The organism is Spirosoma terrae, from assembly GCF_010435915.1.
Taxonomy (GTDB): Bacteria; Bacteroidota; Bacteroidia; order Cytophagales; family Spirosomataceae; genus Spirosoma; species Spirosoma terrae.
Window position 1 is genome coordinate 75,649 of the sequence record NZ_JAAFZH010000022.1, and the last position, 17,616, is coordinate 93,264.

Below are 17,616 nucleotides of genomic sequence, written 5' to 3' on the forward strand. Positions count from 1 at the left end.
TCGTTGCAACCACAGGGCGCAGTTTACAAATAAACGCCGAAACTGCTACTTTATTGAACCAGAAAAAGAAAGGTTGGTTGCCAAAACAGGTCATAAACAACCCATTTTTAACAACCAACCTTATCGTTAAGCGAAACGCTTATGAATTGTTCGCTTTTTTGATATATAAATCAAGTGCTCCCGTCATAGAGGGCGCATTAGGTAGCGGTGCTTCAATATCGAGAGTTAATCCAGCGTCAATAATAGCTTTAGCCGTTGTTGGTCCAAACGCAGCCAATCGGATACCGTTTTGCTGAAATTCAGGAAAATTTGTCTTCAGCGATGCCACTCCAGATGGGCTAAAGAAGGCAATGATATCGTATTGCTTAATATCCAGGTCCGACAGATCCGTAGCTACCGTTTCATACATAACGGCTTCAGTAAAATGCAGACTACTCGTGTCCATGAACTCCGGAATATCGTTTCTACGGATATTTGAGCAGGGAAACAGGAACTTCTCGTTCTTATGTTTTTTGATAAGATCGAATAATTCTGTAGCTGTTTTTGTGCCGCTGAAAATTTTTCTTTTCCGGATGACGATGTACTTCTGAAGGTAATTGGCCGTTTGCTCAGAAATACAGAAGTATTTCATATCAGCCGGCACCTCAACACGTCCCTCCTGACAGATACGGAAGAAATGATCGATAGCGTTCCGACTGGTAAAGATGATAGCCGTATGATCCAGAATATTTATTTTCTGGCGACGGAAATCTTTATACGATACGCCCTCTATCTGAATAAATGGCCGGAAATCAATCTGGATGTTATACTTACTGACTAAGTCAAAATAAGGGGATTTTTCGTCGGCAGGCCGGGATTGGCTCACTAGCAGCCGGTTAACCTTAGTTAGCCGGTCCTCCGTAGATTGCATGCTGGTCTCGTTCATTGAATCTCAACTCGTTTCACTAATCAGTTCTACGTCTACAGTCTGGTTTGTAGTTGACCAGGCAACCAACCATAACGTAGCAACTATAAATTATAAACCGCTCTCACAGCGCAAACCGAAGGCCGATGATGAGCGGAATCAATTCAACTATACAAAGGTACGAAAATAAATACAGATTCTTGATAGGCTCCTGGCTCCGGATAACGATATATAGGAAAGCCAGACGAGCAGCATAGAAAATAAGCAGAGGGATAATCAGGATATGTTCAGACCAGCTCATAGTGCCCGTATTATACGCTATGACTACAAGAAACAAGGTTAGTATTGTATAGAATAGCATTGAAGACTGTAGAACCTTGAAAAAATGTAGGTTTATACTACTTTGTAGCTTGTATAATCCTCCTATTACCTCCAAAGCAACATATTTGCCCATCAAAACGATAAAGGCAATAACGCCCAGAACAAAAAACTCTTGCAGAATATAAAGCAAACTTTGTTCATTGAATAGTCTGCGAGACACAACTACGTCGAGTTGGCGACTTTGAATGAAAATGATTAAATAAGCAACCACAAAACTTAGATTCAACACAAAAAGTACGTTGGTGCTGCTTAAAGGGCGGTTGATCAGGAAAGACTCTTCCTGGGCACGTAGTGAAAAAAAATCCCGTGGACTATAGAAACGGAGAAACGCCCGTCGATGAAAAGCAAACAGGAAAGCGTGGGTGGCTAGTAAAAAAAGTAAGCCCAGCCCCAAAAAGTTAGTGTACATGGAAACGGGGCGTGGCCGTACACTCAAATTATCATCCCGCAGGACAACTGGCCGCTGGGTAGCCGATTTAGGATAGCCAATAAATAAATTCTTATCTACCAGCCCCGGGGCTCCATACAGTGTCAGAAAGATTTCAGGCTGACGATAAACTCGAAAAAGGCTATCGATACTTAATACAGTCCACTGTCCAGCTCTTAGCTTACGTTTCAGAGCAGCATTGATAAATAAATACCCGTCTTTTCGCGTAGAAATCAGTAAGCTATAGTGCCGATTACTTTCCAGATCAATATACGTACTCAGCGCCGTCTGGTCGGCATGTTGCTCAACGATGTACGGTACGTATGCTTTTGTGGCTTCGTCGTAGACCTGAAAATCATCCTGAAAGTTATGAACAGGATAGTAGCTGTTGGCAGGCCCAATTCCTTCCGTTCTCGACTGAGCGAACGTAGTGCAAAAGAAAAAGAGCGAAAGAGCAAAGGAGCGAACGAGTGAAAGCAAAATAAAACTTTTGCATCTAGTATTCCACTCGTTCACTGCTCCGCTCTTTCGCTCTTTCACATTATATAAAAATTATTTGCCTAATGCTTTCAGCATCGTATCGCCAATCAGAGCAGGAGACTCCACTACGTGAATACCACACTCCCGCATGATGGCCATTTTGGCCGCTGCCGTATCATCAGCTCCGCCAACAATAGCACCTGCGTGACCCATACGACGGCCTTTAGGTGCCGTTTGGCCAGCAATAAAGCCAACAACAGGCTTCCGGTTGCCGTCAGCCTTGATCCAGCGAGCCGCTTCGGCTTCCATACCACCACCGATTTCACCAATCATGACAATCGCTTCAGTTTCTGGATCGTTCATGAGCAGTTCCACAGCCTGCTTTGTGGTTGTACCGATGATAGGGTCTCCTCCGATCCCGATAGCCGTACTTTGGCCAAGACCTGCTTTGGTCAGCTGGTCAACGGCTTCGTAGGTTAACGTTCCGGATTTAGAAACGATACCGACGGTTCCTTTTTTGAAGATAAAGCCAGGCATGATACCTACTTTACACTCCTCTGCCGTCATAACGCCAGGACAGTTAGGTCCAATCAACCGAACGTCTTTGTCAGTGAGGTAGTTTTTTACGGCCACCATATCTTCTGTCGGAATACCTTCCGTAATACAGATGATTACCTTAATACCAGCATCAGCGGCTTCCATGATGGCATCGGCTGCAAAAGCAGGTGGCACAAAAATAATGGATACGTTGGCACCGGCTTGTTCAACAGCCTGTTGAACAGTATTAAACACGGGCCGATCCAGATGGGTCTGACCACCTTTGCCGGGCGTTACGCCCCCGACAACATTGGTACCATACTCAATCATCTGCTGGGCATGAAAACTGCCCTCCGAGCCGGTGAAGCCCTGGACGATAACTTTGGAGTCCTTGTTGACTAAAACACTCATGACGGTTAGTAAATCGTTGGCAATGCGGTTGATTCAATGCAAAAGTAACAGACGGAAGAATAAAGGACCTTGAACCATACTCTTTATTCTTTCGTCTGTCAGCCTTGCTTCACTCAAAAAGTTGGGCAAAAGTAGGCGAATCTTCGTAAATTACGTGATGATTTTTTCACACATTCTCTCGGGCTCTATTCTGGCCGGGACAGGATTCGGAGTATTTTGGCATTTTTTCCAGCGTGTAAGCCTATTTAACCGACTCATATGGGGATTCTTTTTGCTTACTGTTTCACTGGCAGCGCTGATTAGTATTTTCCTTTTTGCTGGTATTCCATCTCTTGAGCCTCTGCATAGTTCCATGATTGTTCTGTCGGATAGCTTGGGCGTTGTGTGTGCAGTTGTTGGCGTTTGGGGGCTACTCAACCGACGCACTTATTCGCTAACAACCTTTATCTCAACTGTGCTTTTCGGGTTACTTCTGTTTATAGTGCTTCTCCTGCCGGAAGTACGTGTATTTACTCCTGTCATCCCATCGCTAGCCATACTAATTTTAATGTTATTGGCCGTTTTTTCACTCTTACAACGTAACAAACGGGGATTATGGGTTGTATTAGCTGCCATGATGATGGGATTGGCAACGAAAGCGCAGTTGATGACTTCGTTTATCCACCCTACCGATTTTAACCACTACACCAGCGCACTGGCGCTTTACTTTTTCGGAAAAGCTGCAGAACGATAAATGGCCGAGTAACGTATCAAAGCCACAGCCACAGCTGGCTTAAATGATAGTAAAAGCCGTCTGTTTTTAACCAATTCCTTCCGCAATCAGTTACCAATCCACTAAGCTCAACGAATGTGGATTTACTGGAATTAACACACGATCCTGCCAAGGCTGCCAAAGCAGCTCGACTGGTTTATATGAATGATGCCATGCCCGGTATAAGCCGTCGCAAAAAGGGTGATCATTTTATCTATATAACGCCAACCGGCGAACATATCGAAGACGATCAGACACTGACGCGCATACGTAGCATGGTTATCCCGCCAGCCTGGGAACAAGTCTGGATTAGCCCTAAATCGAATGGACACCTACAAGCTACAGGCATCGATACGAAAAATAGAAAGCAGTATCGCTATCACGTGAAATGGAATGCGATCCGTAGTGAAACAAAATTTTTTCGCATGGCCGCCTTTGGTAAAGTCCTCCCCCTGTTACGCGAACGGCTAAATAAAGATCTGAAACAAAGCACCTTAACCAGGGAAAAAGTAATTGCCATTGCCCTGAGTGTTATGGAACAGACGTTGATTCGGGTTGGCAATGCAGCTTATGAAAAAGAATATGGCTCTTATGGATTGACGACTCTGAAAGACCGCCACGTCAAGACCGAAGGACACAGTGTTCGTTTCAGTTTCAAGGGGAAAAAAGGGGTTTACCACGACATCACGTTACAGGATCGACGGTTAGCCCGGCTGGTAAAGGCTTGTCGGGATATTCCAGGCAAAGAACTATTTCAGTATTTTGATGATGAGGGTAATCGGCACCCCATCGACTCGGGTATGGTCAACGAGTATTTGCAGGAAACCATGGGTGACGATTTTTCGGCCAAAGATTTTCGGACATGGGCCGGAACGGTCAATGCTTTGCAGCTTCTTATTGAGCTAGAACCCTGTAAATCAGACAAAGAATTAAAAAGCAACGTTAACGCTGTTCTCGATCAAGTCTCTAAACAGCTTGGTAATACACGTACTGTCTGCCGCAAACACTACGTTCATCCCCAAGTGCTGGACGCTTATGAATGTCAGGACCTCAATCCGTATATTGAACAAAAAAATCGATTTCGGCAGACCAGTCCGTATGGCTTAGATGGCGTTGAAAAACTCTTGCTAAAGTTCCTAACCGATCAGGTTAAAAAAGTAACGACTACAGCAAAAAAACAGGGCATACGTAACGCTATTACTTAATGGCTTCTACCCATTTGGAATGACTACAGCGTTCACAGCAAGCGTTGTTGGTTACGTTCCTGAACCGCTGTACGTAACCACAGACACAACACGCATACGTACCTGGTTCTGAAATATGTTCTGTGTGTCTTTCTAGCGCTTTTGGTAAAATAGGCAACCCGGCAATGATTTCATTTTCTTTGTAGTTGAAGATACTGAGCTGCCCATTCGGTTCAAGGATGGCGATACGTATCTGACCCAGGTGCTCAATCCCTCCGACTCGTAGATCCGAAAATAGCTCGTCGAGTCCGAGATCTTCCTGACTAAAGTTTGGGGTTAAAATACATCCATTTTCAATTACGTAAACAGGTTTCCCTTCAATTACATCATGAACCGTTTCGTTACGGTCACTGATATAGGTAGCCAGTTTATAACACCCCATCATTACTATAAATACTACGATAGCCGATGAAAGAGGTACATCGTGATAAAACATTGGATCGCCAGCCGCCGACCCAAGCCCAATCAACAAAACAAGCTCATAGATAGATAGTTGCCGCACCTCGCGCTTACCAGAAACAGTCAGTGCGGCCAGAATCACCGCAAACATGATCACTGTTCGAAAGGCAACTTCCCCCAGATAGGTCCACGGAAAGTCGTGAATAAACATTCGCTCCCAGTCAAAGGGAGAAACAGGCTCTGACGTCATAGTGAATGAATGAAAAAGGGTAAACGATTCTTGACCGTTTACCCTTCTAAAATGGCTTATTTCTTATTTTCAGGAGCGGAGTTTTTCCGAATTTTGATTCCTCTGTTAGAAGCCCATTCTTCTGCTTTCGATGTGGCTATAGCAATCGCTCTCGCTTCGTCTGACCCATCTGCCAGTAAGGCATTGGCAATCTCGATAGCTTTGTTTCGAACCGGAGCCATAAAATTTTTCAGCGAGTCCGGATATTCGTTCTTTGTATAAAGCATAACAGTTGAGTAATCAGTACGTTGGTAGATAATCAGTCTAATAACGTACTGGCCCCAATACTGTTTACCTACAATCCTAATTCCTGTGAAATGGTGCTGCTCAATCGCAGCAATTCAATCTCGGCAGCCTTGGCGGTATACTCAGCTTCAATCAAACGTGTTTGCGCATTGATGGCGTTACGTTGCACGTCCCGAAATTCGACAAACGTTGAATTACCAATGCGATAGCGATCGTAGGCGATGTCGACGTTTTGATTGGCCAGTTGGTTATTCTGAACCTCCAGATTCAACAGCTTAAGGCTATTCTGATAGTTCTGGTATGTTTGCGACATGGCCGATTGGAGTTGCAGTCGTTGCGCGTTTTCCTGATCCTGGGCAATAATAGTACTTACCTTGGCATTCTGAATCTGACGCTTCAGATTATAGCCATTGAAAATAGGAATAGAAGCGACTATGTTATACGTCAACGCACGCGTACGGCCCGTTGCCACCCCGAAACCACCCTGGTTATCCTGCAACTGGTAATTGTAGCCCGTTTGAGCCGTAACGAGCGGAAGTTGTTGAGCCGAAGCAATTTGCTCATTCAAACTAACAAAACTCCGATTGAGAACGGCAGCAGCCAGTTGTGGGTTATTTTGCATAAGCGATTGCTGTAGCGGGTCGATTTCCAGATTAGAACGGGCAATGATCGTATCCCGTACCGCAAACTCCATCTGAGGTTCACGAATCAGTAACGTATTCAGAATGATCTTCGCATTACGTAATGCCTGCTCCTGCGATAGCAAAGCGGCACTATCTGTATTGTAATCGACCTGGGCACTCAAAAAGTCAACCTTCGAGCGTGTACCAACTTCGTAATTCGACCGCGCCAGTTCAAGTCGCTCTCGCGAAATATCGAGCGCCTGCGCAAAAGCAATCAGGCGTTGAAGCTGACGAACCACGTCGTAGTAGCTGGTGGCTACGTTCGCAATCGTAGCCTCTACGTTAGCGCGGGTATTGACCGTACTGATTTTGAATAACTGCTCCAACTGCGCGTAGAGCGTCCGACGGGCAAATCCGTTATAAATAGTATAGTTTAGTGTAAGGCCCAGATTTGATGATCGGTTGAAGATATTATTACCTTCCCGAGGAGCTGGCGTTCCCCCGATAAACGTTTGCCTGAAGGTTTGCAGCCCTCCGCTCGAATTACCGTTGAAGAGCAGAGAAGGCAGATAACCCGCATTGCCCTTTGCGAAGTTATTACGCGCAATTTCCTCCTGCGACCGGTTAATATGGATCTGATAGTTTTTTTCGATAGCCAGATCAATAGCCTGCCGTAATGATAGTAGTTCACCAGGCTGTGGTATGGTCGCTACGGTTAGGGTTCGTTGTTGTGCACGCTGGACAGGATTTTGGGTCTGTTGGGCAAGGGCTGGAAGAGAAAGTGAGGCAAACAAAAGCCAACTGCAGAGCTTCATTGTATGGGGATTGACTACGACAATTATGGCAAAAATACAAGAATCTGCGATTGGTAGGCTTATCTAGTTTCCATTAACTTGCATCTTTCCCAATCCTCGGTCATGAAACGTCCAATTTTTCTCATTTTACTTTTATTCACGCTCTTATCGGCTTGTTCGTCACGCAAGAAAGCGGATCTTCTCATCACAAACGCACGCATTTATACAGCAGACTCTACGTTCTCCGTGGCAGATGCTTTTGTTATTAAGGATGGGAAGTTCGTAGCCGTCGGTTCATCAAAAACGCTTACCGATCAATATGATGCCGATAGTACTGCCGACTTAGGTGGCCAACCCGTTTATCCGGGTTTTTACGATCCCCACTCCCATTTTTTGGGTCTCGGTCAGGTACTCGATCAGGCCGATCTGGGCGGTACTACGTCGTATGATGAAGTTATCGAACGACTGAAAGCCTTTTATCAGCAACATCCCGACGTATTATGGCTGAGAGGGCGTGGCTGGGACCAGAACGACTGGCCTGATAAAACATTTCCGACTAAGGAAAAACTGGACGCGGCTTTTCCAGACGTACCAGTTGCATTGATGCGCGTTGACGGCCACGCTTTACTGGTCAATTCAAAAACGTTACGTTTGGCTAAGATAACGGCAGGCTCTACGCTTCCAGGCGGTGAAGTGGTTGTAAAAAATGGGCAGCCAACTGGAGTTTTGGTCGACAATGCGATGCAATTCGTTAAACGGATTACTCCCCAACCCGATAATGCCGACAAAGCCAGAATGCTACGTGCCGCGGAGAAAGTCTGCGTTTCGCTGGGCCTGACTACTATTTCTGATGCAGGTATTAGTCCCGACGAAATCAATCTGATCGATAGTTTGCATAAAGCTGGCCAATTAAAGATCAGAGACTATGCCATGGTCAGTCTGGGTGAACCAAATCTAAACTACTTTCTAAAACGTGGACCTTTTCAAACGGATCGGCTAACAGTACGTTCTTTTAAACTCTATGCCGATGGAGCGCTTGGCTCTCGTGGCGCCTGTCTGCGTCGCCCCTACAGCGACCGACCCGAAACGGGCGGATTCCTCTTACTTAGCCCAGCCGAACTGGAACGTGTTACCAAACTGCTGCATGGCAGTGGCTTTCAGGCAAATACTCATTGCATTGGCGATTCGGCTAATCATCTGATGCTGGACTTGTACGGAAAGCTGTTAAAGGGTCATAACGATCGTCGCTGGCGTATTGAACATGCCCAGGTCGTATCGCCCGAAGACGTCCAGAAATTTGGCCTGTACTCGGTTATTCCCTCCGTGCAACCTACACATGCTACGTCCGACATGTACTGGGCAACTGACCGGCTGGGACCAGTCCGGGTAAAAGGAGCCTATGCATTCAAGGACTTAATGAAACAAAACCACGAAGCATCGGGTGGCCTGATTGCTTTCGGCAGTGATTTTCCTGTGGAAGCCGTTAATCCACTATTTGGCTTCCACGCGGCTGTTGCCCGGCAGGATGCCAAAAATTTTCCAGCCGGTGGCTACCAGATGGAAAATGCCGTCGACCGCAAATCAGCCTTGCTGGCCATGACTCGCTGGGCGGCTTATGCCTGTTTCGAGGATGAGTTGCGGGGCTCTATTGCACCCGGCAAACAGGCTGATTTCGTTATATTGGATCGAGATATAATGACCGCTCCCAACACCGAACTGCGACAAACGAAAGTAAAGCAAACCTGGATAGGTGGCGAACGCGTTTATTAGGCTAGTATACCCCTTTCACTTCGTACAGTAATTTATTGAACATAACCGTATCGCCAGCTTTCCGGCCAGCCAGTGCTACACCAATCGGCGAGCCCGGCGATACGGCAAATACATCTGTCTTATCAACCGTAAGTTTCCCAGCGCTGATACTGATAAAAAACCGCCCCCGGCTGGTCTGCACCAGACTGCCCGGCTGTACAGTTGTATACTCTTTTTCTACATTGATTCGACTCAGTTCCCGTTCCAGCGTTAAGGCCCCATCGAGTTGCTGGGCATGTCGATCCCGCTCTAGCTGAGCCATCGCCCGGCCCGTTTCATATTTATCGCCAGCGCTGCTTTTGGATTCAGAATTCGCTGATTCCTGGGCTTCTTCCATTGCCTTACGAGCGATATCAATACGTTGCTGAACGTATAGCCGGCATTGCTCCATTAATCTCCCTTTCAACTCTTTTGCTATAAAACTCTGGCTCACAGTATAATCTACGGTTATTAGCGTACTAATTCCAAAATCACATTAACTCTCACATACTCGTAGGATGATTAAATACCTTACAACATTGCGCGTACCCTAATCTACTATTTCCCTAGATTTCTCTAAACAACGGTTGTTGCTTTTGACTTATAAAATCGGGTATTATACAAGCAACGTTATGGAAACAAAAATTCCCCCTCAACATCAAAATACGCAGCCAGGCATTGAGGCCGAACTCGTTCCTCAGCCCAAAATAATTCGTGATACGTATAAAGGAGCTAATAAACTAAAGGGTAAAGTGGCTCTGATTACGGGTGGCGACTCTGGAATTGGGCGAGCTGTAGCTGTGCATTTCGCGCGGGAAGGTGCTGATGTCGCTATTTCTTATACTCCTCGCGAAGAAATAGATGCACAGAGAACGAAAGAACTGGTAGAAGCAGAGGGTAGGCAATGCCTGCTGCTGCCGGGCGATATTCGTCAGGAGACGTATTGCAGGCAAATCGTCGACGACACAATCCAGCAACTGGGTCAGTTGAACATTCTGGTCAACAATGCAGCTATCCAGCTACAGCATCAAACGCTGGAAGAAGAAAGCGATGAAGATCTGTTAGCAACCTATGAAACTAACATTTATTCGCTCTTTCGGGTAACGAAAGCGGCTGAACCCCACCTAAAAAAGGGCGATTCTATTATTAACACTACATCGGTTACTGCCTATCAGGGCCGCGCCGACTTGCTGGAATACTCATCGACAAAAGGAGCTATTATGGCGCTCACGAGAGCCTTATCCAGCAATCTAATTACCAAAGGTATCCGCGTGAATGCGGTAGCACCGGGGCCTATCTGGACGCCACTTAACCCAGCCTCTGTAAGCGCGGAGGAAGTCGCTGAATTCGGAAAAGACGTTCCTATGAAACGCCCTGGTCAGCCCTGTGAAGTAGCCCCCGCTTACGTATTTCTGGCATCGGACGATGCGTCATATATCACCGGTCAGGTATTGCATCCCAACGGCGGTACAATCGTTAACACCTAGTCAGTTTCTTGTTTATCGTCGGTAGTTCTGGCTGGCGGATATCACGATAAACCATACCTCAAAACTCAATTCGTTATGGAACAAATGGAAATGGAACCTAAGGCGCAGCGTCAATACGAGCAGCCGGGCCTGGAATATAAAATGGACCCACAACCGATTTACATTCGGGATAACTACCAGGGATCGGATAAGCTGAACGACAAAATTGCAGTTATTACCGGTGGTGATTCTGGAATTGGGCGGGCGGTAGCGATTCATTTTGCGCGGGAGGGTGCTGATTTGGCGATCCTCTACCATCCACGAGAAGATGAGGACGCACTGAAAACTAAGTCGCTCGTTGAGGCCGAAGGCCGACGTTGTTTGCTTATTGCTGGTGATTTAAAAGAAGTCGACTTTATAGAAAAAGCGGCCGAAAAAATCATTGCTACGTATGAGCGGGTAAATATTCTGGTCAACAACGCAGCGAACCACGTTGAACAGAAGGAATTTGGCGGCATTTCGGACCAGCAGATGCGCGAAACATTCGAGCTTAATATTCTGGCGATGTTCCGATTAACCAAACGCCTTTTGCCACATATGAACGCCAACGATTGTATTATTAATACTACGTCGGTAGTGTCGTATAGAGGCAGTAAAGCATTGATTGATTATGCTTCTACCAAAGGGGCCGTTACCGCATTTACCCGGTCGTTATCCCAAAATCTGGTAGAGCGCAATATCCGGGTTAATGCGGTAGCACCGGGCCCTATCTGGACCCCACTTATCGTAGCTACCAAGACGCTGGAAGAGGTAGGTAAATTTGGAACAGAAACTCCGATGGAACGTCCGGGCCAACCGGCGGAACTGGCGCCAGCTTACGTATTTCTCGCTTCGGACGATGCATCATATTTCACTGGTCAGGTTATTCACGTCAATGGCGGTGAACTAATTAATTCCTAACTCAATAGAAGGGGGCTCAAGATAAAGTCAGCCCCCTTCTATTGAGCCTCATACTACCAGGTAAGACGAAGAGTTGAGGATTGACGAGCAATTAGGGTAAAGTCATTTTTATAATAACTACAAATCAGAAGTAGCCATATATTTTCGTAGCTATTATTTTTCATGCTATAGACTATAAAATTCGAGAAATAAATCATTTATTCGGGAATAAATTATATTAGCTTCAAACTAGCACATTATACTAACATATACCTGGTAAGCCCTGACTTTGATCCTTAGCTAACCGGGGAGCACGTTCAGATTTATCTAGTTGACCACAACAAAAATAGAAAGCGGATTATGTAAGCTATGTTGCTGCTGAACGCAGAGCTTTGTGATAGTTTGTAAAAGCACAATCATCTAAATATCAACACCAAACACCCTTTTAACTGTTCAACCCTACCAATGAGCTTACTAACAAAACTTAAAAATGCCGCTAAGAAGGCTTTAAGTTCTACCAACAAACCAATTAGTGAATTTGAAACTGCTACGTTACCCTGGATTGATCGAACCGATGTGGATATTGACACCTTCGTTAAGCAGTATCAGCGTGGGCATGACTTCCCGTATGATTTAGGGGAAAAATTACGCTTCTGGCAACGTAACGGTTACGTCATCCTGGAACAGGCTATCCCATCTCAATGGGTTGATCAGTTCTGGGGCCAGGCCGAAGAGTTAATCAATCATCATGAACATTACCGAACGAATGTCAGGGTTGATCTACCTTCTTATGCAGCCCATCCAGTGATGGAAGCTAAAGATATTCCTGTTGACGTATTGAATGGTCCATATATTAAGATTATGGACTTTCACGACAACTCAGCATTGGGTAAACAAATCATGCTGCATGAACCTATTGTAACGTTCCTGGAAGCAGTGTTTGGCGATCGGGTAATTGCGATGCAAAGCCTGTTATTTAAATATGGAAGCCAACAGCCTACTCACCAGGATTTCGCCTACGTTGTCTCAGAAATTCCCAGTCATCTGGCGGCTGCCTGGATTGCCCTGGAAGATATTCATATTGACTCTGGCCCACTTTATTACTATCCGGGGTCGCATAAGCTTAAGAAGTTTGATTTCGGAAACACAGGCATTTTTTACAATGGGCAGTCGAAACAAAACCCGACTGATTTTGCTAACTACCTGGACGCCTTGTGTCAGCAGGTTGGTCTGAAGCGGGAAACTCTGCTGATTAAAAAGGGCGATGTTTTACTCTGGCATGCTTCGCTGGCCCACGGAGGAGACAGTATTCGGAACCCCGAGCTAACGCGTAAATCGTATGTTTGCCATTATTCGTCCGATAAGGCGTATCAACATCATCGCCAAAGCCCAAATACGGAACCCATTCGCCGATCTATAAACGGGGCTGATGTGTATGCCAACCCGTTAATGCCCGATCAGGAAGATATCTTTAAGTAAGGAAAAAACTGAATGAGTTTCTGAACAGGTAACGATTCAGAAACTAGCTAACATTCTTGAGGTCAAGTCTACCAATTATTTATCCGAGTGAGTAAACTTGACCTCATAGAGTTTGGGAAAGCTAAAAAGGTAGCCAAATTTGTCAATTGGAAGAAAACTCGTTCTCATAAATCAACATCGTTTTTGAGAAAATGATGTTGATTTATGAGATAACAATTTTAGATATTGATCCGTGATACTCTACATGATGAAACTTAAAATCAACTTCTAAACGAATTTTAAGGTGGGGTCTTTTCCCAACCAACTCAAGTAGTGCTCAAATAGAAATAACCGGGATTCAATGAACTTGCAAGCCCGACGAAGTAGGTCCAAGCCCTTTCCGAAAAACGAATGAGACTTATAACCGTTTGACCTTAAGCTAATTGGGTTGCGATTCTTATGTTAGTAGTAGCCAACTTTCCAACAGAAAACAAAGGTCAAACTTACGACAGCCATTAACTTTTTGAGCCGATCTGCCCCTTTTAAGTGCGTCTCTTCCAAGCGAAAACCCCGCTTTTTTAGGCTTTGGAAAAACGGCTCGATGCTCCAGCGATACCGGTAATGGGCAAACAGTTTTTTCACCGCCAAAGGCCCGCCTACCAATAACCAGTCACCATCCAGCTGCTTTAAAGCCATATTGAGCCGAACCCCGTCCACGATCACCTCCTTGAAGTAGCCTTCCTGATGCTGAGCCAGCAACGCATCCGCCCGCCAAACTTCGCCGTTTCGTAAGGTGAGCAAATGAGAAACAGGAAATCGCAGGGCGAAATCGATCTGATTGTCAATGAGCCATTTGAGCTATGTATTGCCGATAAATTCCAGGTCGCCTGTCAGCGATAAAATGCGTTCTTTACCAAAGAGAGTCACAAATTCGGCCAACAAATCAATGCGTTCTTGGCCGTTTGAATTCCCTTTTTTGTCGAGTATTGACCACAGAATCGGCAAGCCAACGCCCTGACTATAGACTGTTAAGGTCAGGATGTTGATGTTTTGCTGGCCGAACGTTCAATTCGTACGGTCGATACTGATGCGACACTTCTTAGTGGTCACAAAACTCATCAGCACACAGCCAATCACTCGATAGTCCAGCTCATAGTGAGCGAAGAAGGCTTGGATCCGTCGCAGATTTGATGGGTCTTTTACGGCTGCATTGAGCTTGGTAGCTAGTTCTGGAAATTGAACGCTTCGGGTCTCTATGATACTGAAAATGAGTGAGAAAATCATTTTTTGCCGGGCTAAGTGCCAGCGTGTTCCTACTTGTTGGGTGGCTGATTGGAAGATTTTTTCTACATTTGATGAGTAATGTTCAATCATTACGGGGCTGGTTTTTTGTTGCTTGGTCGCTACAAATTTCCAGCCTTTTTCTTGATTTTAAGTTTCATCATGTAGAGTACTTACAACTGTAAGATAGAAGCCAAATTTTGTCTTACATTTTGTATTATTTATATAAGATTGGTAGCTATTGCAAAATGTGATACAGTCGTGGAACTCCCCATTTCTAACCGCTACTTCACTTTTAAAGGCCGAACAGGTCAGGACACTTCCACAACTGTCTATTCTCAAGATCGACTGGATGTATCTTGGCTTTATCAACTCGGCACGTCACGTTAATAGTCTAACTACTAGCTAGACCTTAACCAAACGTTAAACTATAAAAATCACTATCAACAGTCCCATAATAATATTTTACCTATTGGTATGTAAAATATTATTATGGGACTGTTGATAATTATGTATACTTTTGACTGTTTATTACTTCTTTATAAAGGAACTTTGTCAGCTTGTGAAAAAACATAAAGTAAAGAAGTATCAAGCTCTAATATAAAGTGAAAAGTAAGCAAGGTGACTTCGAGTAGTTTGGCTTTTGTTTTTTCTACATACGTGCCTTCAGTCTCAGTTACTCTTACTATTCCATAGACATTTACTTAACATAAACTAGAAACCTACAACACAACTTTAAAAAACTGCTTTTTTTAAAGTTTAGACGACTTAGTGACTTAAATTGTCACCAAATCGTCTTATATGATCTATAATCAAACTCTTATGAAACAATTACTTTTACTACTTTGCCTATTCATCTCCATAGATATACATGCACAACCGCCCGTAGAATGGGCCGTCAAAGGTGGAGGTTCTGATCAAGATTATGGAACGGACGTTGCTACCGATGCATCAGGAAATGTCTATGTTACCGGCTATTTTCTATCGAATCAGATAACCTTTGGTAACGTAGTTTTAAATCGAGTTAGCCCTGCCGGTAAGGGAGATGTTTTTTTAGTTAAATATGATCCTTCCGGAAATGTCATCTGGGCCAGAAATGCAGGAAGAACGGATACGAACCATCCTAAGGTAGCGGTTGACCCAACTACTAACAGTGTCTATTGGGCAGGAGAATTTGCAGGACCGAGCATTACGTTCGGAACAATAACTCTGACCAATCCCAACTATTCGACGCAGAGCTTTCATGCCATCGAATCTACCTTTCTTGTAAAACTGGATGCCAATGGAAATACGATGTGGGCAAAAAGTGGAAACGGAAAAAGCTATGCCTATCCCAAAGGTATCACCGTCGATGCGTCTGGCAATGTATATATGGCGGGTGCATTTGGCGGAAACCAACTTACGTTTGACGGAGTTTCGTTAACCAGCACCGACGATTATGCTTCTATCGATGCCTATCTGGTTAAATATGATACGAATGGGAATGTGGTTTGGGGTAAAAGTTTTGGATCTGGCTACTCCCAGGAACAAACTACGGGCGTAGCGTCAGATGCTACCGGGAATGTGTATATAACCGGCTTATTTGAAAATCAAACGATAAGCTTCGGCAACATAACATTAACCAACAGTATGGATTTGGTTAATAGTGGAACCTATCGAAATAGTGAAGTTTTTATTGCTAAATTCGATGGTAATGGAAATACCATCTGGGCAAAAAAAGCAAGTGGAGTAGGGAACAAATACCCTACCTCTATAGCTGTAGATGCGACAGGGAAACTCTACATAACAGGGCAATTCATTAGCAATACGATACAATTTGATAACATAACCTTATCCGGCGGCAACCCACAACAATATGCCAATAACATATTTTTAGCTCAGTATGACCTGAACGGGAATGCCATTTGGGCGAAATCTGCCGGTGAAGCTCAAGTCAATAAAGTATTGACCGACGCTTCGGGATCTGTCTATACGACCGGCTTTTTTCGCAACAGCCTTAGTTTTGGTGCCATCACCCTAAGCTCTCCAAATAATAATTATAACGCTTTTATAAACAAATATGATGGGACTGGTAATGTGATTTGGGCCAAGAGCGAAGGAGGATCAGGATATGATGGGGGGTATTCGCTGGCTACCTATAACAACGCCCTTTATCTGACCGGTATATTTACAGGAACAATACCTGTGGGCACAACTTCCTTAACCAGTTCGGGAGAAGCGGATGTCTTGCAGGTGAAGTATGATTCGAAAGCTTTGCCAGTCAATCTGGTTTATTTTACGGCTCAACTAGTGAACAAACAAGCCCTGTTAACTTGGAAAACGGCCTATGAAAAGAATAACAAAGGATTTGAGGTGCAACGTAGTATCGACATGAAATCCTTTGAAACTATAGGGCTTGTGTCCGGCCGCGAGCAGGGGCCCGGTAGCTACTCATTTATCGATGAAATACCGAAAGCAGGTGTAAATTATTATCGTTTGAAACAGATCGACTGGGATGGTACTTATTCCTATTCTCCAGCAAGAGCTGTCGTTACCAGCAGCATGGTGACTCTATACCCGAACCCGGCAAGCGACTGGATTTTTGTTGAGTCGGAGGATACGAAAGGCGAGTTGATCATCACAGACATGACCGGAAAAATTGTTGTTTCAACAGCGGTAAATGGCCGAGGTCAGCAATTTTACATAGGCCATATTCCAGCGGGCAAGTATTTGTATCAACTGAATTCGACCCGGGGCGCCTTTATTAAAGAATAGAAGTGTAAGCTTAGAAACGGTTGGAGTTAGTGAGTTAGATTGGAAAGTTATGCCTTTGGAAGTACGATCAAGAAAATCATACAGCTAGTTGAACGAACTTCGTAACTGCAAATCTACTACTTTGCCGGGGCTTTGTCGGATGGAGGTTTATTCTATTCAGAAAAGTCTATTTTCCTTTACTTCGAGTCTATTTCTTAGAAAAGTTACTTAACACGAACTGTGTTAAGTAACTACCTCTTATACCTGAAGGCTAAATAACTCATCACCATAGGGTAGTAAGTACCATGGTTTATTCAATCAATAAGCACCGTTAGCCCCTAACCGTTGGCAACCATTTTTTACTGCTGATCAATGTTCAGGTTCGCTATACTATTGACCGACAGTTAAACTACGCCTGACTGTTCAATATCCTGAAGAATCTCTCTCTAGGAGGAAAATCTTAAC

16 protein-coding genes are annotated in these 17,616 nt (G+C 44.6%); 7 read left to right on the forward strand and 9 right to left on the reverse strand.

Annotated elements, in window-relative coordinates; genetic code table 11:
• Positions 1–139: 139 nt before the first annotated feature.
• The 3 genes from GK108_RS29160 to sucD all read right to left on the reverse strand — a co-directional run bounded on the left by GK108_RS29160 (position 140) and on the right by sucD (position 3,140).
• Positions 140–925, reverse strand: a complete 786-nt coding sequence (locus GK108_RS29160; RefSeq protein ID WP_163955124.1) for a uroporphyrinogen-III synthase — start codon at positions 923–925, stop codon at positions 140–142.
• A 103-nt stretch (positions 926–1,028) separates the two neighbouring features.
• Positions 1,029–2,192 (reverse strand): DUF4271 domain-containing protein, encoded by a 1,164-nt coding sequence (locus GK108_RS29165; protein WP_212592916.1) that lies wholly within the window; start codon positions 2,190–2,192, stop codon positions 1,029–1,031.
• A gap of 72 nt (positions 2,193–2,264) precedes the next feature.
• The gene (gene sucD, locus GK108_RS29170; RefSeq protein ID WP_163955125.1) at positions 2,265–3,140 is read right to left on the reverse strand and encodes a succinate--CoA ligase subunit alpha; all 876 of its coding nucleotides are present in this window, start codon (positions 3,138–3,140) and stop codon (positions 2,265–2,267) included.
• Positions 3,141–3,297: 157 nt separating this feature from the next.
• On the opposite strand from sucD, the gene GK108_RS29175 reads away from it, so the two are divergent.
• Positions 3,298–3,873 (forward strand): hypothetical protein, encoded by a 576-nt coding sequence (locus tag GK108_RS29175; RefSeq protein WP_170305427.1) that lies wholly within the window; start codon positions 3,298–3,300, stop codon positions 3,871–3,873.
• A gap of 116 nt (positions 3,874–3,989) precedes the next feature.
• Positions 3,990–5,096, forward strand: a complete 1,107-nt coding sequence (locus tag GK108_RS29180) for a DNA topoisomerase IB (RefSeq protein WP_163955126.1) — start codon at positions 3,990–3,992, stop codon at positions 5,094–5,096.
• On the opposite strand, the gene GK108_RS29185 is transcribed toward GK108_RS29180, so the two are convergent.
• The 3 genes from GK108_RS29185 to GK108_RS29195 form a co-directional block, all read right to left on the reverse strand.
• The gene (locus tag GK108_RS29185) at positions 5,089–5,784 is read right to left on the reverse strand and encodes a DUF421 domain-containing protein (protein ID WP_163955127.1); all 696 of its coding nucleotides are present in this window, start codon (positions 5,782–5,784) and stop codon (positions 5,089–5,091) included. The two genes, GK108_RS29180 and GK108_RS29185, sit on opposite strands and share 8 nt — an antisense overlap.
• 56 nt (positions 5,785–5,840) lie before the next feature.
• Complete coding sequence (locus tag GK108_RS29190) at positions 5,841–6,050, reverse strand: DUF2188 domain-containing protein (protein ID WP_163955128.1); 210 nt, start codon at positions 6,048–6,050, stop codon at positions 5,841–5,843.
• Between the two features lie 68 nt (positions 6,051–6,118).
• The gene (locus GK108_RS29195; protein WP_163955129.1) at positions 6,119–7,507 is read right to left on the reverse strand and encodes a TolC family protein; all 1,389 of its coding nucleotides are present in this window, start codon (positions 7,505–7,507) and stop codon (positions 6,119–6,121) included.
• 102 nt (positions 7,508–7,609) lie between these two features.
• Between GK108_RS29195 and GK108_RS29200 the strand changes: the two genes are divergently transcribed.
• Positions 7,610–9,256, forward strand: a complete 1,647-nt coding sequence (locus GK108_RS29200) for an amidohydrolase (RefSeq protein WP_163955130.1) — start codon at positions 7,610–7,612, stop codon at positions 9,254–9,256.
• Position 9,257: 1 nt separating this feature from the next.
• Here GK108_RS29200 and GK108_RS29205 read toward each other — a convergent pair whose 3' ends face one another.
• A complete protein-coding gene (locus tag GK108_RS29205) occupies positions 9,258–9,728 on the reverse strand; it encodes a 3-oxoacyl-ACP synthase (protein WP_394366290.1) in 471 nt (156 codons plus the stop codon).
• A 178-nt stretch (positions 9,729–9,906) separates the two neighbouring features.
• Between GK108_RS29205 and GK108_RS29210 the strand changes: the two genes are divergently transcribed.
• From GK108_RS29210 to GK108_RS29220, 3 genes are all read left to right on the forward strand, one after another.
• On the forward strand, positions 9,907–10,761 hold the full coding sequence (locus GK108_RS29210; protein WP_163955131.1) for an SDR family oxidoreductase: 855 nt from the start codon (positions 9,907–9,909) through the stop codon (positions 10,759–10,761).
• A 75-nt stretch (positions 10,762–10,836) separates the two neighbouring features.
• Positions 10,837–11,700, forward strand: coding sequence for an SDR family oxidoreductase (locus GK108_RS29215; protein WP_163955132.1), 864 nt, complete (start codon positions 10,837–10,839; stop codon positions 11,698–11,700).
• A gap of 444 nt (positions 11,701–12,144) precedes the next feature.
• The gene (locus tag GK108_RS29220; RefSeq protein WP_163955133.1) at positions 12,145–13,158 is read left to right on the forward strand and encodes a phytanoyl-CoA dioxygenase family protein; all 1,014 of its coding nucleotides are present in this window, start codon (positions 12,145–12,147) and stop codon (positions 13,156–13,158) included.
• A gap of 441 nt (positions 13,159–13,599) precedes the next feature.
• On the opposite strand, the gene GK108_RS29225 is transcribed toward GK108_RS29220, so the two are convergent.
• Complete coding sequence (locus tag GK108_RS29225; RefSeq protein ID WP_163955134.1) at positions 13,600–13,938, reverse strand: transposase; 339 nt, start codon at positions 13,936–13,938, stop codon at positions 13,600–13,602.
• 264 nt (positions 13,939–14,202) lie between these two features.
• On the reverse strand, positions 14,203–14,511 hold the full coding sequence (locus GK108_RS29230) for a hypothetical protein (RefSeq protein ID WP_163955135.1): 309 nt from the start codon (positions 14,509–14,511) through the stop codon (positions 14,203–14,205).
• A 729-nt stretch (positions 14,512–15,240) separates the two neighbouring features.
• Here GK108_RS29230 and GK108_RS29235 point away from each other — a divergent pair.
• The gene (locus GK108_RS29235) at positions 15,241–17,172 is read left to right on the forward strand and encodes an SBBP repeat-containing protein (protein ID WP_163955136.1); all 1,932 of its coding nucleotides are present in this window, start codon (positions 15,241–15,243) and stop codon (positions 17,170–17,172) included.
• Positions 17,173–17,616 lie beyond the last annotated feature (444 nt).